The 22139-nt window shown below is 71.4% G+C and carries 20 protein-coding genes; 19 read left to right on the top strand and 1 reads right to left on the bottom strand.

The window, feature by feature from the left end; translation table 11 throughout:
- Positions 1–58 precede the first annotated feature (58 nt).
- The 16 genes from ABZ321_RS07980 to ABZ321_RS07905 all read left to right on the top strand — a co-directional run bounded on the left by ABZ321_RS07980 (position 59) and on the right by ABZ321_RS07905 (position 18788).
- Positions 59–1987 (top strand): DUF4173 domain-containing protein, encoded by a 1929-nt coding sequence (locus ABZ321_RS07980; RefSeq protein WP_344500892.1) that lies wholly within the window; start codon positions 59–61, stop codon positions 1985–1987.
- 81 nt (positions 1988–2068) lie between these two features.
- Positions 2069–2455 (top strand): hypothetical protein, encoded by a 387-nt coding sequence (locus ABZ321_RS07975; protein ID WP_354890102.1) that lies wholly within the window; start codon positions 2069–2071, stop codon positions 2453–2455.
- Positions 2452–4158, top strand: coding sequence for a cation acetate symporter (locus ABZ321_RS07970; RefSeq protein ID WP_344500896.1), 1707 nt, complete (start codon positions 2452–2454; stop codon positions 4156–4158). The genes ABZ321_RS07975 and ABZ321_RS07970 overlap by 4 nt, the downstream gene beginning before the upstream one ends.
- Before the next feature lie 41 nt (positions 4159–4199).
- Positions 4200–4964, top strand: a complete 765-nt coding sequence (locus ABZ321_RS07965; RefSeq protein ID WP_354890100.1) for an ABC transporter ATP-binding protein — start codon at positions 4200–4202, stop codon at positions 4962–4964.
- The gene (locus ABZ321_RS07960; protein WP_354890098.1) at positions 4955–6697 is read left to right on the top strand and encodes an ABC transporter permease; all 1743 of its coding nucleotides are present in this window, start codon (positions 4955–4957) and stop codon (positions 6695–6697) included. Before ABZ321_RS07965 ends, ABZ321_RS07960 begins: the two co-directional genes overlap by 10 nt.
- A gap of 75 nt (positions 6698–6772) precedes the next feature.
- Positions 6773–7354, top strand: coding sequence for a flavin reductase (locus ABZ321_RS07955; RefSeq protein WP_354890097.1), 582 nt, complete (start codon positions 6773–6775; stop codon positions 7352–7354).
- 210 nt (positions 7355–7564) lie between these two features.
- A complete protein-coding gene (locus ABZ321_RS07950; RefSeq protein ID WP_344500904.1) occupies positions 7565–7909 on the top strand; it encodes a DUF485 domain-containing protein in 345 nt (114 codons plus the stop codon).
- A complete protein-coding gene (locus tag ABZ321_RS07945) occupies positions 7906–9669 on the top strand; it encodes a cation acetate symporter (RefSeq protein ID WP_344500906.1) in 1764 nt (587 codons plus the stop codon). Before ABZ321_RS07950 ends, ABZ321_RS07945 begins: the two co-directional genes overlap by 4 nt.
- 107 nt (positions 9670–9776) lie before the next feature.
- Positions 9777–10748 carry a UDP-glucuronic acid decarboxylase family protein gene (locus ABZ321_RS07940; RefSeq protein ID WP_354890094.1) on the top strand — a complete coding sequence of 324 codons (972 nt, stop codon included), beginning with the start codon at positions 9777–9779 and terminating at the stop codon, positions 10746–10748.
- A 71-nt stretch (positions 10749–10819) separates the two neighbouring features.
- Complete coding sequence (locus tag ABZ321_RS07935; protein WP_344500910.1) at positions 10820–12100, top strand: LCP family protein; 1281 nt, start codon at positions 10820–10822, stop codon at positions 12098–12100.
- A gap of 381 nt (positions 12101–12481) precedes the next feature.
- The gene (locus tag ABZ321_RS07930; RefSeq protein ID WP_354890092.1) at positions 12482–13876 is read left to right on the top strand and encodes an LCP family protein; all 1395 of its coding nucleotides are present in this window, start codon (positions 12482–12484) and stop codon (positions 13874–13876) included.
- A 38-nt stretch (positions 13877–13914) separates the two neighbouring features.
- The gene (locus ABZ321_RS07925; protein WP_344500914.1) at positions 13915–14235 is read left to right on the top strand and encodes a rhodanese-like domain-containing protein; all 321 of its coding nucleotides are present in this window, start codon (positions 13915–13917) and stop codon (positions 14233–14235) included.
- 10 nt (positions 14236–14245) lie between these two features.
- Positions 14246–15055, top strand: a complete 810-nt coding sequence (locus ABZ321_RS07920) for a glycerophosphodiester phosphodiesterase family protein (RefSeq protein WP_354890090.1) — start codon at positions 14246–14248, stop codon at positions 15053–15055.
- Between the two features lie 117 nt (positions 15056–15172).
- Positions 15173–16684 (top strand): HAMP domain-containing sensor histidine kinase, encoded by a 1512-nt coding sequence (locus ABZ321_RS07915; RefSeq protein WP_344500918.1) that lies wholly within the window; start codon positions 15173–15175, stop codon positions 16682–16684.
- A complete protein-coding gene (locus ABZ321_RS07910; RefSeq protein WP_354890088.1) occupies positions 16665–17087 on the top strand; it encodes an ATP-binding protein in 423 nt (140 codons plus the stop codon). The genes ABZ321_RS07915 and ABZ321_RS07910 overlap by 20 nt, the downstream gene beginning before the upstream one ends.
- Positions 17088–17900: 813 nt before the next feature.
- On the top strand, positions 17901–18788 hold the full coding sequence (locus ABZ321_RS07905) for a DUF5926 family protein (protein ID WP_354890086.1): 888 nt from the start codon (positions 17901–17903) through the stop codon (positions 18786–18788).
- Positions 18789–18882: 94 nt separating this feature from the next.
- Here the strand turns inward: ABZ321_RS07905 and ABZ321_RS07900 are convergent, their stop codons facing one another.
- Positions 18883–20085: an arginine deiminase gene (locus ABZ321_RS07900; RefSeq protein ID WP_354890085.1), complete on the bottom strand. Its 1203-nt coding sequence runs from the start codon at positions 20083–20085 to the stop codon at positions 18883–18885.
- A 290-nt stretch (positions 20086–20375) separates the two neighbouring features.
- Between ABZ321_RS07900 and ABZ321_RS07895 the strand changes: the two genes are divergently transcribed.
- From ABZ321_RS07895 to ABZ321_RS07885, 3 genes are all read left to right on the top strand, one after another.
- Complete coding sequence (locus ABZ321_RS07895) at positions 20376–20981, top strand: hypothetical protein (RefSeq protein WP_344500926.1); 606 nt, start codon at positions 20376–20378, stop codon at positions 20979–20981.
- 133 nt (positions 20982–21114) lie between these two features.
- Positions 21115–21609, top strand: coding sequence for a hypothetical protein (locus tag ABZ321_RS07890; RefSeq protein WP_354890083.1), 495 nt, complete (start codon positions 21115–21117; stop codon positions 21607–21609).
- Between the two features lie 121 nt (positions 21610–21730).
- Entirely contained in the window at positions 21731–22135 is a 405-nt protein-coding gene (locus ABZ321_RS07885; RefSeq protein ID WP_344500930.1) for an ACT domain-containing protein, read from the top strand.
- The last annotated feature ends 4 nt before the right edge of the window (positions 22136–22139 follow it).

The following is a 22139-nucleotide window of genomic DNA, read 5'->3' as shown; positions in this document are numbered from 1 at the left end:
TCAGTACGTGTCCGGCGACAGCCGGACGCGCGGATCCTCATACCCTCCGGAGTCCGACATGTCGTCCCCGACGGAACCATCCGACGGTCCGCACCGCCCCACCGTCCCCGCCCAGCCGACGCCGACCGAGCAGCCCGCGCCGGCCGAGCAGCCCGCGCCGGCCGAGCAGCCCGCGACGGACAAGCAGTCAACACCGGTCGAGCCGACCCCGGCGGAAAAGCCGCAGTATCCGGTACCGCGCCCGCTGGAACGGCACGATCCCGCCGCCGCGCAACCACCCCGGCCGCCGTCGCCGCCCGGCGGGGTGGCACCCGGCCTGCGAAAGGCCCCGCCGCAGCCACCACGCCCCGGGCCGCACCCCGTACACCAGGAGCAGCGGCAACAGGGGCACGGCGGGCCGCAAGGAGCGGTCGCCACGCTCGCCCCGCCGACCCGTCCGCCACACCCGGCACCGAACCCGCCGCCGAACCCACCGAACCCGGCGTTGATCAGCCCGGTCCGGCTCGGCCCGCCGCACCCGACCCTGTTCCAGCGGCACTGGCCGGTCCGCAGTGTCGCCGCGGGGCCCACCGTGCTCATCGGCGGCCTGGTCACCGCGGTCGTCGCGGCCGCCGCCCTGCCGCTGGACCGGCCCGGCATCGGCTGGCCCGTCGCCGGCCTCGCGCTCGTCGTCGCCCTGCTGGTCGTGCTGCTGCGGATGGACCCGAAGCAGCGCGGCACCAGCGCGGTCGAGGCCACGTGCTGGAGCGCCGCCGCCGTCGCGCTGCTGTCCGTCGGGGTGTTCCGGGCCGCGGGCTGGCTGTTCTTCCTGTGTGTCCTGGCCGCGTTCGGCAGCGTCGCGCTCGCCGTCGGCGCCGGCCGGAGGGTTCCGGCGGTCTTCGCGGCGCTGGTCAACCTGCCGATGGCCGGGTTCCGGTCGCTGCCGTGGGTCCGGTACGGCATGAGCCGGGCCCGGGCGAAGGAAGGCGCGTCCGGCGCGACGCGGCTGCTCGGCTCGATCGGGCTCGGCGTGCTGCTGCTCGTCGTCTTCGGGGCGCTGTTCGCCAGCGCCGACGCCGCGTTCGACCAGATCGTGCAGACGATCCTGCCCGACCTGTCGCTCAGCACGCCGTTGCGGTGGCTGTTCGTCGGCGCCGTCGCCGCCTGGCTCACGTTCGGCGGGGCGTTCCTGCTGCACAACCCGTCGACGCTCGGCGACGGCAGGCCACGACGGGGGCGGGTGGTCCGCTGGTACGAGTGGGTCGTCCCCGTCGGCGCCGTCCTCGCCGTCTTCGGGATCTTCGTCGGCGTGCAGGTCGCGGTCCTGTTCGGCGACCGCGACTACGTGATGCGCACCGCCGGTCTCACGTTCGCCGACTACGCGCGGAAGGGCTTCTGGCAGCTGCTCGTCGTCACGCTGCTCACGCTCGTCGTGATCGCGGTGACGGTCCGCAAGGCGTCCCGGGAGACGGCCCGCGAGCGGGCGCTGCTGCGGGTGGTCCTGGGGCTGCTGTCCCTGGGCGCGCTCGTCGTCGTGGTGTCCGCGCTGTGGCGGATGGACGTCTACGAGCAGGCGTACGGCTTCAGCCGCCTCCGCGTCCTGGTCAGCGCGTTCGAGCTGTGGCTCGGCGGCCTTCTCGTCCTGATCATGGTGGCGGGGGTCGTGCCGGCGACGCGCTGGCTGCCGCGGGCCGCGGTCGCCCTGTGGGTCGTCACGCTGCTGGGGCTCGCGGTGCTGAACCCGGACCGGTTCATCGCCGAGCAGAACGTCGCCCGGTACGCCTACAAGAACGCCGACCTCTGGTACCTGTCGACGCTGTCCGCCGACGCCGCGCCGGCGCTGGACAAGCTGCCGCCCGGCGCCCGCGAGTGCACGCTCAGCGGCATCTCCGCCGACGTGCACGACGGCGACGACTGGCGCGGCTGGAACCTGGGCCGCGCCGAGGCCCGCCGGATCGTGCCCGAGGTGGTGTCCGCCGACGACTATCCCTGCTCCCGGCGGTACTAGCGAAGGACGGGGGGCCGACGCTCAAACGGGGGGTGTCGGCCCCCTTGCACTTGATTCACGCTCGTTGCGAGACTGCGGGACATGGAGCCACCCACCCCGCGGGTCCGCGTGGTGCTCGGTGACGTCGCCCGCGCCCCCATCGACCCCGCCCGCACCCGCGCGGAGCTGGAGGAGCAGAGCCCGGTCGGGGCCGCCCTCGCCCGCGGGCTCGTGCGCGCCCAGCTGGCCGTCGCGGTGCGGCTCGCGGCGGTCGTCGCGGTCGGGCTCGGCGGGCTGCCGCTGCTGTTCGCGGCCGCGCCCGCGCTCGGCAAGGCGCACCTGTTCGGCATCTCGGTGCCGTGGCTGCTGCTCGGGGTCGCCGCCTACCCGTTCCTGTTCGCCATCGGGTACGCCTACGTCCGCCTCGCCGAACGCAACGAGGCCGAGTTCGTCGCGCTGGTCGAGGACAGGTCCCACCAGCAGTCATGAGTGCATTCGGGCTGCCTTCGGTCATCGCGGTCATCGCGGTCACCCTCGTCACCGTCGCCATCGGTCTCTACGGGCTGCGGTTCGCCCGCACGACCTCCGACTTCCTCGTGGCGTCCCGCATGGTCAGCCCGACCTGGAACGCGGCCGCGATCAGCGGCGAATACCTGTCGGCCGCCAGCTTCCTCGGCGTCGCCGGCCTCATCCTCAAGCACGGCGTCGACGTCCTCTGGTACCCGGTCGGGTTCGCCGCCGGCTACCTGGCGCTGCTGCTCTTCGTCGCCGCCCCGCTGCGCCGCTCGGGCGCGTTCACCCTCCCCGACTTCTGCGAGGTCAGGCTCCGCTCGAAGCGGCTGCGCAAGCTCGCGACCGCGTTCGTCATGTTCATCGGCTGGCTCTACCTCGTGCCGCAGCTGCAGGGCGCCGGCCTGACCCTGCAGACGGTGACCGGCGCCCCGTACGCGCTGGGGGCGCTGCTCGTCGGTGTCGTCGTCACCCTGAACGTCGCGCTCGGCGGGATGCGGTCCATCACGTTCGTGCAGGCGTTCCAGTACTGGCTGAAGCTCACCGCCCTCGCCGTGCCGTTCGTGTTCCTGCTCATGCAGTGGCAGTCCGACGGCCGGCCCGCCCTCACCGCGCCGGACGGCCCGACGTTCCCGGCCGTGACGACCGTCACCGTGGACCACCCGACCCGGCTGATCGTCACCGTCCAGACGCCGGTCACCGCGCACGGCCGGATCGACGGGGCCGCCGTCGACGGCGCCGTGCTGCTCACGGTCGGCGAGCACGACGCGGACCCGGACACCGCCATCGAGTTCCCGGCGGCCGCGTCGGTACCGAAGGTCGCCGCCGTCTCCGCCGAGTCGCCGACGGACTGGCTGCTGCCCGGCGACCACTCGCAGGGGCTGTTCGCGACGTACTCGCTGATCCTCGCCACGTTCCTCGGCACGATGGGCCTGCCGCACGTGCTGGTCCGCTTCTACACCAACGCCGACGGCGCCGCCGCCCGCCGCACCACGCTCGTCGTCCTCGGGCTCGTCGGCGTCTTCTACCTGACCCCGACCCTGTACGGGGTGCTCGGCCGGGTGTACACGCCGCAGCTGCTGATGACCGGCAACACCGACGCGGTGGTGCTGCTCCTGCCGTCGGCGGCGCTCGGCGGCGGCCTCACCGGCCAGCTGCTCAGCGCGCTCGTCGCCGCGGGCGCGTTCGCGGCGTTCCTGTCGGCGTCGTCGGGGCTGCTCACGAGCGTCGCCGGGGTCCTGTCCACCGACGTGCTCGGCCACGGCTCGGTCCGCGACTTCCGCCGCTCCGCGCTCGTCGCCGGGGTCGTGCCGCTGCTGCTCGCCCTGTTCGTCGCGAGCCTCGACGTGTCGCAGGTCGTCGGCCTCGCGTTCGCCGTCGCCGCGTCCAGCTTCTGCCCGCTGCTCGTCCTCGGCATCTGGTGGCGCGGCCTGACCGGGATCGGCGCGGCCGCCGGGATCGTCGCCGGCGGGGGCGCCGCGGCCGGCGCGGTGCTGCTCACGGTGCTCGGCGGGCCGCTGCCGGGCTGGGCGGGCGTGCTGACCACCCAGCCAGCCGCGTGGAGTGTGCCGCTCGCCTTCCTGGTCATGATCACCGTCTCGCTGCTCACCCGGCAGCGCCTGCCCAAGGACCTCGGCGCGATCATGCTCCGCCTGCACGCGCCGGACGCGCTGCGGATGTGACCACCCTGGCGGGCGGTGCTGGCGTGACATACGGTCATGTTGTGACAGATCGCGAGCCTTCCTCGGCTCTCGCGCTGCGGGGGCTGTCCAAACGATTCGACCAGAAGGTCGCGGTCGCCGGCGTCGACCTCGACGTGCCGACCGGGTCGTTCTTCGGCCTGCTGGGGCCCAACGGCGCCGGCAAGACGACGTCGCTGTCGATGGCGGTCGGGCTGCTGCGCCCCGACACCGGCCACGCGTATGTCCTCGGCCACGACGTCTGGTCCGACCCCGTCGAGGCGAAACGCCGCCTCGGCGCGCTGACCGACTCGGCCCGCATGTTCGACCGGCTCACCGGCAGCGAGCTGCTCGCCTACACGGGCCTGCTGCGCGGCCTGCCGCAGGACGTCATCGACGGCCGCGCCGCCGAGCTGCTCGACGTCCTCGGCCTCGCCGACGCCGGCCGCACCCTCGTCGTCGACTACTCCGCCGGCATGAAGAAGAAGATCGGCCTGGCCTGCGCGCTGCTGCACGCGCCGCGGCTGCTGGTCCTCGACGAGCCCTTCGAAGCCGTCGACCCGGTCTCCGCCGCCCTCATCCGCGACATCCTCATCCGGTACGTGCGAAACGGCGGCACCGTGATCTTCTCCAGCCACGTGATGGAGGTCGTGGAGCGGCTCTGCACCCACATCGCCATCCTCGCCGACGGCCAGATCAAGGTCGTCGGCACCACCGAACAGGTGAAGGGCGGCCGGGAGCTCGAGGACGTGTTCGTCGACGTCGTCGGCGGCCGGGTCGCGACGGGCGCGGAGCTGTCGTGGCTGTGACCCCCGAGCCGCACGTCCCCCAGCCACGTGCGGCACCTGACGACGGGGTGCTCGCGGCGCGGCCCGAGCCGATCCGCGGCGGCGCCCCGAAGGTCACCGACTTCGTCCGGCTGAAGCTGCGCATCCTGCGCAACACGATGCGGGGCAAGAAGTCCCGCGTCTGGCTGTTCGTCCTGGGCATCATCTTCGGGCTGTGGGCCGCGTTCGTCGGGGTGAGCATGTTCGCCGCCAGCAGCCTCACCGACGACAACCTGCGCCCGACCCTCGCCGCGTTCGCCGGCACCGGACTCGTCCTCGCCTGGATCCTGGTGCCGCTGCTGTTCTTCGGCGTCGACGAGACCCTCGACCCGGCCAGGTTCGCGCTGCTGCCCGTGCCCCGCCGCACCCTCGCGCTCGGCATGCTCGGCGCCGCGTTCGTCGGCATCCCACCCGTCGTCACCCTGATCGCCGCGCTCGGCGCCACCGTCGGCGCGGTCTTCGACGGCGGCGTCGCCGCGGGTGCCGTCGCCGTCCTCGGCGCCGCCGTCGGCCTCGCCGTGTGCGTCGCCGCGAGCCGCGCCGTCACCAGCGCGTTCGCGGGCATGCTCCGCTCGCGGAAGGTCCGGGACCTGGCGGCGCTGCTGATCGCCCTCGCTGGCATCTCCTGCAACCCGGTCTTCCAACTGATCTTCGCCCTGGTCGAGAACGGCGAGTCCAAGCAGGCCACCACGATCGGCGGCGTCCTGTCGTGGACGCCCCTCGCGGCGCCGTTCGTCGCCTACGTCGACGCGATCGAGGGCGACTGGGCGCTCGTCGCGGCCCGCCTCGCGATCGGGGTCGCCGGGGTCGCCGCGCTGCTGTGGTGGTGGCTGCAGACGATCGAGTCCGCGATGCTCGGCACCGCCTCGACCGGCGCGGCGAAGAAGGTCAAGGCCATCGACAAGCTGCCCGTCCGGGCGTTCCTGCCGGGCGTCCTGCGGTCCTGGCCCGCCGGCCGGTTCACCGGCCTCGTCGCCCGGGAGATCCGCTACTGGTTCCGCGACCCGCGCCGCCGAGCCAGCCTGATCTCGCTGCTCGCCGCGTCCATCGTCGTGCCGTTCGCGTTCACGTTCGGCTTCGGCGGCGGCTCCGACGAGCAGGAAGCGGCCCGGCAGAGCGCCGGCATGAGCGGCGGCGCCCTCGTGTTCTCCCTGCTGTTCGCCGGCGCGTTCGTCGGTCTGGTACTGGTGAACCAGTTCGGCAACGACGGCACCGCCTACGCGCTGCACATGCTCACGAACGTCCCCGGCCAGGTCGAGCTCGCGGCCCGCGCCGCCGGCGTCGGCATCCTCGCGTTCCCGCTGCTGGCCGCCGGCACCGTCGTCGTGTCGGTGATCGCCGGCCACACCGACCAGCTGCCCGCGGCGCTCGGCGTCGGCCTGTGCGCGTTCGGCATCTCCGTCGGCGCCGCCGGCATCACGTCGGTGCTCGCGCCCTACCCGATGCCCGACACCACCAACCCGTTCGCGATGAACACCGGCCAGGGCAGCGCGAAGAGCATGCTGTCCTTCGTTTGCATGCTCGCCACCTGGGCGCTGACGGCGCCGCTGATCGTCGCGTTCTTCCTGCTCCCCGACGCGTTCGCGTGGGTGCTGCTGCCGGTCGGGCTGCTGTGGGGGTCCGGGCTCGCCTGGACCGGCACCCGCCTCGCCGGGAGCCTGCTGGAGCGGCGCGCCCCGGAGGTCCTCGTCGCCGTCACCCCGAAGCGGGCGTAGCCCCCACGTGAGGCCCGTCGCCGGTCACCCCTGAGCGGGCGCCTGCGGGGGCGGTCACACCGCGCGGCGCCGGCCATGCCGGGGCGGGCGCCGGCCGTACGGAGGGTTCCTCCGGGTCCGTGTCCGGGGGCAGCGGACAATGAGCCGGTGAGCATCCACGCCTCGGATCCGTTCGCCACACCGGACGACCAGCGCTCGCCGCTGCGGCGGCTCCGCGGGCGCCTCCCGGCCGCGGTGACGCTGTGGACCTCGGCCGGCGCCGGCGCGCCCGCCGGGCTGACCGTGTCGTCGATGCTGGTCTCCGACGGCGACCCGGGCCGGGTCGCCGGGCTGGTCGACGACGAGAGCGACCTGTGGACGGCGATCGAGGCGTCCGGCCGGTTCGCGGTCGTGCCGCTCGCCGAGGGCGACAACCAGCTCGCCGAGCGGTTCGCGGGGCTCATGCCCGCGCCCGGCGGGCTCTTCTCGACCGGCGACTGGGAGTCCACGGAGTTCGGGCCGGTCCCGCGCGGCTACCCGTGGGCCGGCTGCGGGCTCGACGGTGCCCGGGCGTTCGGCTGGTCGCTGCTCGTCGAGGCGACCATCCGCCACGTCGACCTGAGCGACACCGCGGCGAAGCCCCTGCTCCACCACCGGGGTCGGTACACCTCGATATAGACGCTCTTGCCAACCGCCCCACCCCACCGACCCCCAGGCGCCGCCGCGACGCATTCAAGCCGTTAAACGGTGTGACCGCTGTCACTCGGCGCACCGAACCCGCCGTTGGGCGCAGCGGGCCGCCGGGCCCGCCCAGGGGTCTATCACCGCCGCGCGGCGGGTTCCTACCGTGCGCGTACCCACACCCCAATGGCAGGTGGTGATCCCCCCATGAGCACCGAAACGCCGGTGCCGGCCGGCACGGACGACAACCGGTACGTCGCCGTCGCCAACACCCCGGAGTTCGACGCGTTGCGCCGCGCCCTGCGTCGCTTCGTCTTCCCCGTCTCCGCCGCGTTCCTCGTCTGGTACGCGCTCTACGTGCTGCTCTCCGCGTACGCCCGCGACTTCATGAGCACGAAGGTCGTCGGGCACATCAATATCGCGTTGATCTTCGGGCTGCTGCAGTTCGTGTCGACGTTCCTCATCGCCTGGCTGTACACCCGCTACGCCGACCGTCGCGTCGACCCCCTCGCCGACGAGCTGCGCGCCAAGATCGAAGGGAGCCCCGAATGAACGACGTCACCCTCGCGGTAGGGGCGACCACCACCCGGACGCTGACGCTCACGCTGTTCGTCGTCCTGGTCGCGGCCACCCTCGCGATCACCATCTGGGCCAGCCGGCAGACGAAGAGCGCCGCCGACTTCTACGCCGGCGGCCGGTCCTTCACCGGCTTCCAGAACGGCATGGCGATCGGCGGCGACTACATGTCGGCGGCGAGCTTCCTCGGCATCGCCGGCATCATCGCCCTCAACGGCTACGACGGCTTCCTGTACTCGATCGGCTTCCTCGTCGCCTGGCTCGTCGCGCTGCTGCTGGTCGCCGAGCTCATGCGCAACTCGGGCCGCTACACGATGGCCGACGTCCTCGCGTTCCGGATGCGGCAGGCACCCGTCCGCACCGCCGGCTCGATCTCCACGATCATCGTGTCGATCTTCTACCTGCTGGCGCAGATGGTCGGCGCCGGCGCCCTCGTCGCCCTCCTGCTCGGCATCAAGGCCGGCGACACGTTCATGGGCATGACCGCGGAGACCGCGAAGATCGTCACCATCGCCCTCATCGGCGTGCTGATGATCGTCTACGTGACCGTCGGCGGCATGAAGGGCACCACCTACGTCCAGATCGTCAAGGCGTTCATGCTCATGCTCGGCGCCCTGCTGCTGACGCTGATGGTGTTCGCCGCGTACAAGTTCAACCTGTCGACGCTGCTCGGCGACGCCGCCGCCAAGTCCGGCCGGACCCCGCCGGAGTCGTTCCTGCAGCCCGGCCTGCGCTACGGCCGCGACATCGCCGGCAACGCCGCCGCCACCCTCGCCAGCAAGCTCGACCTGATCTCGCTGGGCCTCGCGCTCGTGCTCGGCACTGCCGGCCTGCCGCACATCCTGATCCGCTTCTACACGGTGCCCAACGCCAAGGCCGCCCGCAAGAGCGTCGTCTGGGCCATCGGCATCATCGGCGTCTTCTACCTGATGACGCTCGCCCTCGGCTTCGGCGCCGCCGCGCTCGTCGGCCGCCAGGCGATCCTCGCCCAGGACCCCGGCGGCAACACCGCCGCACCGCAGCTCGCCGAAGTCCTCGGCAAGCGGTACCTCGGCGGCGACTTCGGCGGCTCGCTGCTGCTCGCCATCATCGCCGCGGTCGCCTTCGCCACCATCCTCGCCGTCGTCGCCGGGCTCACCCTCGCGTCGTCGTCGTCGCTGGCGCACGACCTGTACGCCAACGTGATCAAGCGCGGGCAGACCACCGAACGGCAGGAGGTCGTCGTCGCGCGGTACTCCGCGTTCGTCATCGGCGCCGTCGCGATCGTCCTCGGCATCTTCGCCCGCAACCTCAACGTCGCGTTCCTCGTGGCGCTCGCATTCGCCATCGCGGCGTCGGCGAACCTGCCGGCGATCCTCTTCTCCCTCTTCTGGAAGAAGTTCAACACCCGCGGCGCGACCTGGGGCATCTACGCCGGCCTCATCTCCGCCGTCGGCATCGTGCTCATGAGCCCCATCGCGTGGGGCGGCGTCAGCGACGCCCGCACCCCGGCGACCCTCAACGCCGCGCAGGCCAAGACCTGCGGCGTCGACGTGAAGTCGAAAGAGGTCTCCAACGCGACGGCCCTGTTCAGCTGCACCACCCCGGCGCCCATCCCGCTGGAGAACCCGGGCCTGATCTCGATCCCGATCGGGTTCATCTTCGCCGCGCTCGGCGCCCTCACCAGCAAGGAACGCGACCCGGACAAGTTCGCCGAGCTGGAGGCCCGCTCCCTCACCGGAGCCGGCGCCCACTAGTCGCAGGCGCCGGCTCTCCCGGGAGCCGGCGCCCACCGGATGTAGTGCGCCGGGGTCGGGGTACCGCCGATTCCCTGACCCCGGCGCACTGCCGCTAGGCTGGTCTCATGGTCGTTGTTGCGCAGCGTTACGGCGAGGGACACCGCATCCTCCTCACCGGTGGTGCCGGGTTCGTCGGCTCGCACCTCGCTGACGCCTTGATCGCCCGCGGGGCGCACGTCGTCGTGCTCGACAACTTCGTCACGGGCAGTAAGGACAACGTCGCCCACCTGGTCGACCACCCTCGATTCACGCTCGTCGAGGCCGACGTCAGCGAGCCGCTGCCGGCCGTCGACGCCCTCAGCACCAGGTTCGACGCGATCATGCACTTCGCGTCGCCGGCCAGCCCCACCGACTTCCAGCTGCTGCCCGTCGAGATCCTCCGGGTCGGCTCGATCGCCACCCTCCAGCTGCTCGAGCGTGCCGTCGCCGACGGCGCCCGCTTCGTGATGGCGTCCACGTCCGAGGCGTATGGCGACCCGCTCGTCCACCCGCAGCCGGAGACCTACTGGGGCAACGTCAACCCGATCGGCATCCGCAGCGTGTACGACGAGGCCAAGCGCTTCTCCGAGGCCGCCACCATGGGCTACCAGCGCGGCCGGGGCGCCGACGTCGGCATCGTGCGGATCTTCAACACGTACGGGGAACGCATGCGCCCCGACGACGGCCGCGCCATCCCCACGTTCATCTCGCAGGCGCTGCGCGGCGAGCCGATCACCGTCCACGGCTCCGGCACCCAGACCCGGTCCATCTGCCACGTGTCGGACCTGGTCCGCGGCATCCTCCTCCTGCTCGACTCCGGCGAGACCGGCCCCGTCAACTGCGGCACCGAGCACGAGATGACCATGCTGGAGCTCGCCGACACGATCGTGCGGCTATCCGACAGCACGTCGACCGTGTCCCTGCTGCCCCGCACCGCCGACGACCCCGAGCGCCGCCGCCCCGACCTCACCAAGGCGCGTGAGCTGCTCGGATACGAGCCGTCCGTCAGCCCCGAGGAGGGCCTGCGGCGCACCGTGGAGTACTTCCGCAGCCGCTGACTCTCCCCGCTTCGTGCCGCGCCCGCCCGAGTTGCGTGGCGGAGCGGCCGGAGGTTCGTATCGTGGTTTTCATGTCCACCACGCCTGCCTCGAACGGCTCGTCGGGTCGCGCCTCAGTGCCCAACTCGCTCCCGCCCAGCGCGGGAGCGCGTGCGCGCGTCACCGGCGCCTCCACACCGACCAGCCCGGCGTCGTCGTCAGGCGTCTACGGCCGGCCCGCCTCAGGGTCCACCTCCCGCTCCGGCGGCGGTGGCGGCGGTGGCGGGGCCGTCCCGCCGCGGCGGCCCGGCGGCAACGAATACCCCGGCCGTAAGAAGATCCGTCCCCGCTGGGGGCGCATCGCGCTCGTCTCCGGCGCCGCGATCATGGTCCTCGCGCTGCTCGCCGGCGTCGGCGCCTACGCCTACTACCGCTACGTCGACGCGGGCCTGCAGCGCGACGACCCGTTCTCGGAGATCACCAACGGCCGGCCCGCCAAGGTCGCCGACGGCGCGCTCAACATCCTGCTGCTCGGCAGCGACTCCCGCGACCCCGACAACAAGGGCAAGGCCGGCGAGTGGCGGACCGACACCATGATCGTGATGCACATCCCGGCGAGCCACGACAAGGCGTACCTGGTCTCCATGCCCCGCGACCTGTACGTGTACGTCCCCAAGAGCAAGTCGACGCCGTACGGCGACACCAACGCCAAGCTCAACGCGTCGTTCTCCTGGGGTGGCACGCCGCTGACCGTCGAGACGATCGAGAAGTACACCAACGTCCGCCTGGACCACGTGCTGCTCATCGACTTCGGCGGCTTCAAGCAGGTCATCGACGCCCTCGGCGGCATCGACATGAACATCGAGTCCGACATCACCTCCGTCCACCCGCCGAAGCGCAAGTTCAAGAAGGGCATGAACCACCTCAACGGCGACGAGGCCCTCGACTACGCCCGGCAGCGCTACCAGTTCCCCGACGGCGACTTCGCCCGCATGCGCCACCAGCAGCAGATGATGAAGGCGATCCTCGACAAGGCGGTCAGCTCCGGCACCGTCAGCAACCCGTCGAAGCTCAACTCCTTCCTCAAGGCGATCACCAAGGCGATGACCGTCGACAAGGACTTCTCGCTCGCCGACATGGCCCTGCAGTTCCGCAACCTGCGCAGCGACGACCTGACGTTCCTGGTCAGCCCGCACGACGGCAGCAAGAAGATCAACGGTGAGGACGTGGTCGTGCCCAACAAGGCGAAGGCCGAGGCGCTCTACACCGCGATCCGCACCGACAAGATGGCGGACTGGGCCGCCACCAACGCCCCGAAGCCCGCCGCGAGCGGCTCGGCGCCCCCGTCAACGAAGGCGACCACCAAGAAGTGATTATTCCGGCATCCCGGGCATGTCTCCCCACCTGTGGGGTTGCATGCCCGGGCTGTCGTAAAGATCTCATTGCAGGAGTCGCCCTTGACCGAGTAGAAAACGCCTGATTGGTGGGATCTCTTCGGATCTTGTGCAGTGACGCTGGTCGGCACGATCCCCGCCGCGAACGTAGACTCGGATAAATCCCCGCCGCCGTGCGGGCACGCAGTCGGGGGCGACATGCAGCAGGACCAGGATCCGCCGGTGAAGCCTGAGGAAGGGCCGGCGGCGTCGGTTGACGCGACTTCGAGTGACACGTCCTCGCGCGCGGCCGACGAAGTTCCCCCCGCCGTCACCTCCGCGGGTCCGGATATGTCGGATTCTTCCGGCGAACCTGCCTCCGTGTCCGGCGATTCAGGCGAGGCCGCCGCCTCCGCATCCGCGCCCGCTTCAGAGAAAGCCGCCGCCTCTGGTGATGCCGAGGAAGGCGCCGCTGAGGAGACCGCCGCCTCCGGTGCTTCCGAGACCGCTGCTTCCGAGACCGCCGCTTCCGAGACCGCCGCCTCCGGCTCCTCCGAGGAGACCGCTTCAGGGGATGCGGACGGTGACGCCGGCGATGCCGGTACACCTGCCGAAAACGCCGACAGTGCGGCACCGGACGTCGCCGCCGCCGCGAAGCCCCTCACCCGCAGGCAGAAGCGCAAGGCCCGCAAGGCCGCCCTGCCCGGACGCGACCCCATCTGGGCCAAGCTCCTCGTCGTCGTCGGCGCGATCCTCGTCCTCGTCTCCGCCACCGCCGTCACCGGCTCGCAGGTCCTCGCCAGCCGGTACAGCAACAGCGTCCACCAGGAGAAGCTCCTCGGCGCCAACTCCCGCGCCGGCAACGACGACAAGAAGGAAGAGCGCCGCAGCGCCATCACCGGCCCGCTCAACTTCCTGCTCCTCGGCTCCGACCTGCGGGCCAAGGATCCCGAGGACGGGCAGCGCTCCGACTCGATCATCATCGTGCACATCCCGGCCAGCCTCGACCGGGCGTACCTGCTGTCGATCCCCCGCGACCTGCGCGTGAAGATCCCCGCGTTCGAGCCCACCGGGTTCCGCGGCGCCAGCCACGAGAAGATCAACGGCGCGTTCCAGTACGGCGGCGGCGGCACGGGCGGCGTCCAGCTCCTCGCCGAAACCCTCACCGAACTGCTCGGCATCCACTTCGACGGCGCCGCCATCGTCAACTTCGACGGCTTCAAGGCCGCCGTCGACATCCTCGGCGGCGTCGACATGTGCATCGACCAGAAGGTCACCTCGATCCACCTCGGCTACGACGACAAGGGCAACTACCTGTCACCCGAGCACGGCGGCCGCCCGGCGGTGTACAACGTCGGCTGCCACCACCTCGAGTCGTGGCAGGCCCTCGACCTGGTCCGGCAGCGCAAGAGCCTCGCCAACGGCGACTACGACCGGCAGAAGAACCAGCAGAAGTTCATCCGCGCCATCCTCGCCAAGGCCCAGCAGCAGAACCTGACCACCAACCCGATCGCCCTCGACAAGTTCATCCGGGCCATCGGCAGCGCCCTCACCGTCGACACCAACGGCGTCGCCCTCGAGGAGCTCATGTTCGGGCTGCGCAACGTCCGCCCCAGCAGCCTGGTCGGCCTCACCGTGCCGTCCGAGCCGCAGGACATCGGCGGCATCTCCTACGTCGTCGCACTGGAAGAGGCGCAGACGCTGTACAGCGCGATGACGAACGACTCGCTCGACTCGTGGGCGGTGGAGAACCCCACCTGGGTCAACCCGATCTGAGCCTCTTATAGGCTGGGACCGTGTTCAGGGGATCCGCTGTGCCGACCATCACGGTCGACGAAGTCGCTGCCGACGCCTACCTCCTCGACGTCCGCGAGGACGACGAGTGGACCGCCGGCCACGCACCCGACGCCCACCACCTGCCGATGATGCAGATCCCGACGCGGATCGAGGAGATCCCCGCCGACCGCGACGTCATCGTCGTCTGCCGCGTCGGCGGCCGCTCCGCGCAGGTCGTCGCCTACCTGCAGCAGCAGGGGCTCACCCGCGCCACCAACCTCGACGGCGGCATGTCCGACTGGGCGGCCGCCGGCCGGCCCATGGTGAGCGAGGACGGCGGTGCTCCCCGGGTCGCCTGAGCGGCCGTGGGTGTTCGCGCACCGGGGCTCGTCATACCGGCACGCCGAACACACCCTCGACGCCTACCTCCTCGCCATCGAGGAAGGCGCCGACGGCCTCGAATGCGACGTCCGGCTGACCCGCGACGGCCACCTCGTCTGCCTCCACGACTCCCGCATCGACCGCACCAGCGACGGCCGCGGACGCGTCAGCGTGCAGACCCTCGCCGACCTCGACCGCTTCGACTTCGGCTCGTGGCGCACCGACCTGCCCGAGTCACCCGACGAGCTCATCACCGAACGCAAACTCGCCGACGACCAGTGGCGCGGCCGGGTCCTCACCCTCGACCGGCTCCTCGGCGTCGCCGTCGACGCCGGCCGGCCCATGCGGCTGCTCATCGAGACGAAACACCCCACCCGCCACGGCGCCGCCGTCGAAACCGCGCTGCTGAAGCTCCTCCGCCGGTACGGACTGGACCGCCCCAGGGAGGAACAGCCCGTCCACGTCACGATGATGTCGTTCTCCGCCAACGCCGTGCGCCGGGTCCGGCAGCTCGCACCCGCCCTACCCACCGTCATGCTCATCGACGTCTGGTCCGTGCCGAGCCGCATCGGCTGGCTCCCGCCCGGCAGCAGCATCGGCGGCCCCGGGGTCTCGCTCCTGCGCGCCTCCCCCGAGATCGTCGAACGCCTCCACCGGCGGGGGTTCCCCGTGTACGTGTGGACCGTCAACGAACCCGACGACGTCGACCTGGTGGTAAAACTCAAGGTCAACGGCATCATCTCCGACCGGCCCGCATTCGTGATCGAACGGCTCAAGGAAATGGGTCTGCGCGACTGACCCGCGACTGACCACTGCGGAATCCGTCGTCACGCCCATCAAGGTCGCCGGAATCGCACGTCGAGAAGTTTGGTCGTTGGGCTTTCAAAGCGAAGCGTGGGGAGGCAGACTCGCATCATGGTCGATGCTCGCGGTCCGGTCGACGCCACCGCCGTGTTCGGCGGCCTGGCCGAGATCGCCGAGCAGCTCTCGACCGGTGACGGCGGGCTCCCCGCACTCCAGCGCACCGTCGACGTCACCGTCGACGCGACCGGCGCGGCAGGGGCTGCCTTCGTCGAATACGGCCACGACAGCGGCCGCGTCGTCGCCGCCGCGGGAGCGCTCGACTGGTCCCTCGGCCGCCCGGTCGACCTCATCCACCCGACGCTGCGCGGCCTGCTGCAGTACGGGTCCAGGGTCCGCGAGTTCCCCGTCGACCTGCTCGGCACCGTCGGCGGCGAACACCTCCGCGGGCGCGGCCTGCACCGTTTCGTCGCCGCCGAGGTCACCGCCGGCAAGACCGCCGTCGGGGTGCTCGTCGGCGGCTACCGTGACACCGAAGGCACCGCCGGCGCAGGCGAGCGCGCCGCCCTCGCCTTCCTCGCGGGGCTCGTCGGCCTCCAGTACTCCCTGGGGCGGGGCCTGCCGATCCACGAGGGTGGGCCGGTGCTCGACCCCGTGGGGGAGCCGTTCGCCCTGCTCGACGCCGACCATCTCGTGCGCACCTGGAACCCCGCCGCCGCCCTGCTCACCGCGCGCTCACCCGAGGCCGCGATCGGCGAGCCGTGGCCCTTCCCGTTGCCTTTGACCAGCGGCGGTTCGGTCGCCGGCGCCGAGATCGTCGAGCATCAGATGGCCTGCGGCACGTGGATTCAGATCCGTGCCGCCACCGTGCCCGGCTCCGCCGACATCGCGGTGTCGTTCCGCGCCCGGGCCGACCAGCCCTCCGACGGCAGGGACCTGTTCATCGCCCTCACCGGGCACGAGCTGCGGACCCCGATCACCGTCATCCGCGGGTACGCCGACACGCTCGTCGAGCACTGGGAGTCCCTCGACGAGGGCTCCCGCCGCGAGGCGGTGTACGTCGTCGGCCAGCGCGCCCGCGAGCTCAGCAGGCTCGTCGACCGCCTCCTGAACGCCGTCGGCGACGAGGCCACCCCGGGCGACGCCTCGGCGCTGCTGCCGTTCGACCTGATCGACACCCTCACCACCGCGGTCGACGATCTGAGCCCGGAGCAGCGCCGCACGCTGGCCGTTTCACTGCCGCAGTCCTTGCCGAAGGCCCTGGGTGAGCGCGCCACCCTCGCTACGATCCTTACGGAATTCGTCACGAATGCGGGTAAATACTCACTGAATTGGGTACAAGCGGATCTGACCGCGGGTGCAGACGAGCAGTCAGTCTGGTTCAGGATCGCCGACCGAGGCATCGGCATTCGCCCGGAGCACGTCGAGCGGGCGTTCGAGCGTTTCTGGCAACTGGAGACCGGCGACCAACGCACCCGCGGCGGCGTCGGACTGGGGCTGTATCTGGTGCGTAGGATCGTTGAGCGTCAACATGGATGGGTATCGTTGCGTCCACGCCAAGGCGGCGGGACCGTCGCCGAGGTGCGACTGCCTCGCGCCGACGCAGATGCCCTCGGGGAGGCTTGAGATCGTGTCCACAACCATCGCGGAGCGCGCCTGGTGCGTCGTGGTGCCCCACCACGCCCGGGGCGCCCACCTTGCCCGCCACCGCCTGGCCCACGAGCTCGACACCCTCGTCACCGCGGACCGCCTCGACGACGCCGTCGCCATCGCCGCCGAACTCGTCGGCAACGCCGTCCGCCACGCCGCCCCCCTCCCCGGCGACGTCATCCGCGTAGCGTGGCGCCTGCTCCCCGATGACACGCTGGAGATCCGCGTGACCGACGGCGGCTCCCCCGCAGGCCCCGAGCTCCGCGTAGCCGCCCCCGACGCCGTCGACGGCCGCGGCCTGACCATCGTCGCCGCCCTGGCCACCCACTGGGGCGTCGAACGCGACGGCCTAGGCCAATGCGTCTGGGCCACGCTGTAACTCCCCCACCGCTTCGCGGCGGGGCCCCGGCGGGGGTTCCCACCCGCACCCCCATGCTCGCTGCGCTCGCACTGCCAGCGCTGTCGCGCGGCAGCCTCACGCGCGTGCGCGCGGCATGACGCCGCCAGCCTGACCCCGGTCCCCGGACTGGGCGACTCCGTGGGCTCGAAACCCGCGATGCCTCCCGGACTGGTCGACTCCTAGGGTTTCGACGCCCGCGATGCCTCCCGGGCTGGCCGGCCCCTGGGCCCCGACGTTCGCGATCCGGCCGCGGGACCGTCCAGCCGCCGGACCGCCAGCGCGGGCACGCCTGGACGGTGACCCGCTGCACGTGCCCCGCCGGCCGACCAGCGGGTTGTCGGCGCTGGGTCGAGATTCCCGCACGCGTCGCGTTCCCACCTTCGCGCGTTCCCGCACAAGCGCGGAAGCCGCTGTGCGCGCGGAAGGGCGTCGAAGTTCGCGCGGGTGTGAGAGGTCGTCGAACTGGGCGCCGCGGGCTGGGGTGGCGGCCGAATGGCGGCCGAGTGAAGCGGATGCGGGCCGGTTGGTCGCTGCCTGGCCGATCTACAGCAACCTTACACCCGCCGAACTAATTGACCTTTCGCATGTGACCGTCTGCGACTGGTCGGTGCGTCTGCGTGGGGGGTGTGGCGCTGTACAGAGTCCAACCGAGATTACCGTCGTCGAGTGGCAGCTGCGGCTGGGCGACATTTCCGACTTGTCGGTCAGGTGGTGGCGCTGGTGGGTGAGTGACGCGCCCGGGGTGGTGGGTCTTTGCCCGTGGGGGTTTCGGACCGCCTAGGCTGGGTCGCCGTGAGCAAGCGAGCGAAAACCCCCCGTGGCCGGTCCGCCGAGGGCGAGAAGCGCCAGAAGATCCGTGACGTGTACGTCGGACGGCCGTTCGAGGGGCTGGCCGACGAGCCGGAGTGGATCGCGCTGCGTGAGCTGGTGCCGGCCGCCTCGGCGCCGCTGAAGCTGGCGCCTGAGCTGGCCGAGAAGTACGGCGACCGGCCCGTCATTCTCGCCACCGTGCTGCCGATGGCGTGGCCGGCGATGACGAAGCCCGACGGGCGGGTGTTCATCGGGCTGCAGCGGCACGTGCAGTCCGGGGACGTGTCCCGCGATCTGGCCGTGGCGCTGCAGTGCGCGCTGGACACGCCGACCGGGCAGACGGTCAACATCCCTGCGCTGCCGGGGGTCGGGCCGCGGCTGCAGGACGTGATCGTCAACGCGCCGCTGGACATCACCGTGCACACGGGCTTCGAGTTCTGGCTCGAGGACAACGCCACCGACGACCCGAACGTGCGGGCGTCGCTGGAGCGGGCCAACGCGAGCATCTTCCCGACGGTGCGCCTGTCGGCGGCGCCGGCGACGTACTGGTGCCGCGTCACCGACCGGTCCCACGTCCGGCTCGTCCTCGGCGACGACGAGGACCGGGCGCTCGACGCGCTGTCGCGGCTGTCGGCGGGTGGCGGGCTGCTGCTCGGCGACAACACCAAGTTCGCCGGCATGTTCCGCGCGCACGGGCTCCTCGCGCCCGTGTGGGACCTGCCGCTCGAGGTGGACGCCGAGGAGTGGGAGGCGCCGGTCGCCGAGTTCACGAAGCGGTACGCCGAAGCCCTCGCCGTCGGCGAGCCGCTGACCGCCGCCGAGCGGCGCAGCAAGCAGGGGCTGCTCGGCCGCCTCCAGCCGCTGCGCTGATCAAGCGTCAAGCGTCAAGCGGACGAAGCGGACGACGCCCGCACGCGGGCGAAGCTCGCACCACCGGCGTTGATCAAGCGTCAAGCGTCGAGCATCAAGCGGACGAAGCCCGCACGATCGGTGCGGACATGCAACGCGGACCTCCCCGGCCCGAGCCCAACTCGGAGCCGGGGATCCGGATCACCTCGATCCCGTGCCGCTCCAGCTGGGCGTTCGTCTCGGTGTTTCGCTCGTACGCGACGCAGAGCCGCGGACCGATCGCCAAGGTGTTGTTGCCGTCGTCCCACTGCTCACGCTCGGCGGTGACCGGGTCGAGGCCGGTGTCGATGATCCGCAGGGTGTCGATCCGCATGGCCTTCGCGGCGGCGACGATGAACGGCTCCGGCCCGCTGACGACGAGCTCGTCGAGCTGCAGGTCGGTGCTGGTGACGGTCCACGCCCGCAGGGTGCTGGCGACGTTCGGGTACATGACGACCGCGTCGACGTCGACCATGGTGCACACCGTGTCGAGGTGCATCGTGGCCCGCTCCTGCGCGATCGGCACGACCAGGACCGTGTGGGCGAGGCCGCGCTCGAAGCAGCGCCTGGCGAGCCGCTCGGCACCGGCCGGCCGGGTGCGCTCGCCGACGCCGACCGCGAGCACGCCCGGCGCCAGCAGCAGCACGTCGCCGCCCTCCAGGTGTTCCAGCCCAGGCTCGTACACCAGCGGCGTCCCGGAGAAGCGAGGATGGTGCCGATAGATCGCGTGGGTGAGGGTGGTCTCCCGGCGGCGGGCGTGCATCGCCAGGCTCGTCACCGCGACCTGACCCCCGATCCAGACCGATGAATCGCGCGTGAACAGCAGATTCGGCAGCGGGTCGATGACGAAATCGGTCCGGTCCATCAGCGCGTGTACGAGACCACCGCCCGCCCGCAGCTCCGCCCGCGACAGCCCGGCGATGAGCGTGGTCGCGAGGCCGGCTGGGTCGAGCGCGGCCAGGTGCGCGGCGACGTGGCCGCGCAGGGTGTCGCCGAGCCGGACGTCGTCGAGGACGGCCCGTGTGACCTCCTGGCGGGCGGCCGGCAGGGTCAGGGTCTCGGCGAGCAGCTCCGAGACGTACAGCACCTCGACGCCATGAGTGCGCAGCGCTTGTGCGAACGTGTCATGCTCTTCCTGGGCCCTTCCGACCCACGGGATTCCGTCGAAGAGCAGCGAGTCGTTGTTTCGCGGGGTCAGCCGGGCGAGCTCGGCGCCCGGGCGGTGCAGCAGCACCGTGCCGAGCCGGCCGACCTCGCTGTCGACGTGATGAAAGCTCACCGATTCAGACTAACGGCTGACCCGATATCCGCCGGTTGGGCGCCATCTGCAAATTCATGAGACGTCGTGAATGTGGCATTCATCCCAGTCATTCCGAGTCTTTCACCCATCCAAGTATGCTGGTTCGGCCCACAAACACGTACGGTGTTTGAACACACACGCAACCGAGCGGCGACTTGGAGGTGTGCGAGATGACCGAGCTGCTGCACCGTAGTGGCAAGGATTCGCAGCCCGAAGGGTTTGACGATCGCATCATTGTTGATGCCGGCCGGACTTCCCCCATCGACTGGATGCGCGAGCGACGCGCCGAGCGCGGCGCCCGCCGGGAAGAGGCAGGGCACAACCGTCTGTACCGCAGAATGGGCAGCCTCATCGGCCGCCTCGGCGAGGACTGGCACGTCCTGGACCTGCGCGAGCTGACCGGCGCCGAGCGCCGCTCGTTCCTCGCCATGGGGCCCGGCGGCGTGTTCGCGGTGACGGTCAAGGACCACGGCCGCAGCCGCGTCTCGTTCGCGGGTGACATCGTGCAGATCGACGGCAAGCGCCCCAAGTACGTCGAGGAGACCCGCGCGGAGGCCAAGGCCGCCGCGGAGGCGCTCTCCCGCAGTGCCGGGGTGTCGATCCCGGTCATGCCGATCCTGGCGTTCGCCGGCACCGGCAAGATCAGCTTCTACGGGGTGCCGAAGGGTTGTCTCGTCACCGCGTACCACGAGCTGCCGCGCGTCCTGAACGCCCGGGGAATGCGGCTCGCCGGCGACACCGTCGACAAGGTGTTCTCGCTCGCGCTGCACCCGGCGACGTGGTCCTCGCAGTCCTACGCCGCCTTCGCCGACAGTTACCGCTGGTACAAGGACGGTGAACGCGTGGGCACTGACAAGCGGGGTGACGCGGAGTAGCCTCTGCGGCGTGGAGCCGCTCGACATGAAGCGCCGTATTGAGCAATCGCTGGGGACCGATCAGCCGCTGAATGATGCGATGATGTCTTCGCTGCGCGGACGCGTCCGCCGCACCGGTGCCTGAGGAGGCGCTGTGGCGCATGTCGAGCTGTCCATCTCCGACCCACACCTGACCCGCTCGCCCGACGGGCGCGCGTCCGACTTCGGTGAGGTCGAGTCCGACGCTGTCGATGCGGGTCTGGCCGAGTCGTCCATCGAGTCGTCCCTCGACCGCTGGGCGGCGACCGTCGCCGAAGCGGCCGAGCCGAGCCTCGTGATCGACGACAAGGCGGTCATCGTCGCCGTGTCCGCGTCGTTCGAGGACCTGCTGGGGCTCACCGAGTCCGCCATCGACCGCCCACTGGTCGACGGCGTCCTGCAGCTGCTCGACTTCGGCGACGGCGGCGCGCTCGACGCGTCCGAGATCAACAAGACGCCGCCGCTGCTCGCCCTGTCCTCCGGCCGGCTCGCCCGCGGGCTGCTCCGGGTGCGCTGCGCGACCGGGCCGCGCACGTTCGACGCGATCGCGACCCCGCTGCTGCAGGACGGCCAGGTCGTCGGCTCGCTGACGTTCTTCAGCGCCGTCTAGAGCGCCGTCCAGGCGGCTCCGGTCGAGCGTCGTTCACGAATACGACCTCGTCCGGGGGGAAGCACGTGGCCTGGCTCACGGCTACCGCCACGCAACGCGTTCGCACCGTACGCTCCTTGTCATGTTGGACCTCGAGGTGCTGCCAGGCGACTACGCGATCGCGCGGTTGCCGGCCGGGTCGCCCCTGCCGGCTGGCTTCACCGAGGCCGCCGCGGCGGGCCAGGACGTCATCTCCGTGACATGGACACCCGACGAGGTCTCCATCCTGTGCCCCGCCGACCAGGTCCCCGAGGGTGCCTCGGTGGAGACGCCGTGGCGCTGCCTGCGCGTCGCCGGGCCGGTCCAACTCGCCCTCACGGGCATCCTCGCCTCGATCGTCACGCCGCTCGCCGACGCCCGGGTCAACATCTTCGCGTTCTCCACCTTCGACACCGACTACGTGCTGGTGCCGTCGGTCCGGCTCGGCGAGGCACTCGCCGCCCTCGATGCCGCCGGCCACCGGGTGTCCACCGCCGGCACCGTCTGACGCG

Origin of the sequence: Dactylosporangium sp. NPDC006015 (assembly GCF_040614215.1) — a bacterium.
Taxonomy (GTDB): domain Bacteria; phylum Actinomycetota; class Actinomycetes; order Mycobacteriales; family Micromonosporaceae; genus Dactylosporangium; species Dactylosporangium maewongense.
The sequence above is the reverse complement of the archived record's forward strand: the minus strand, read 5'-3'. Positions and strand labels throughout refer to the sequence as shown.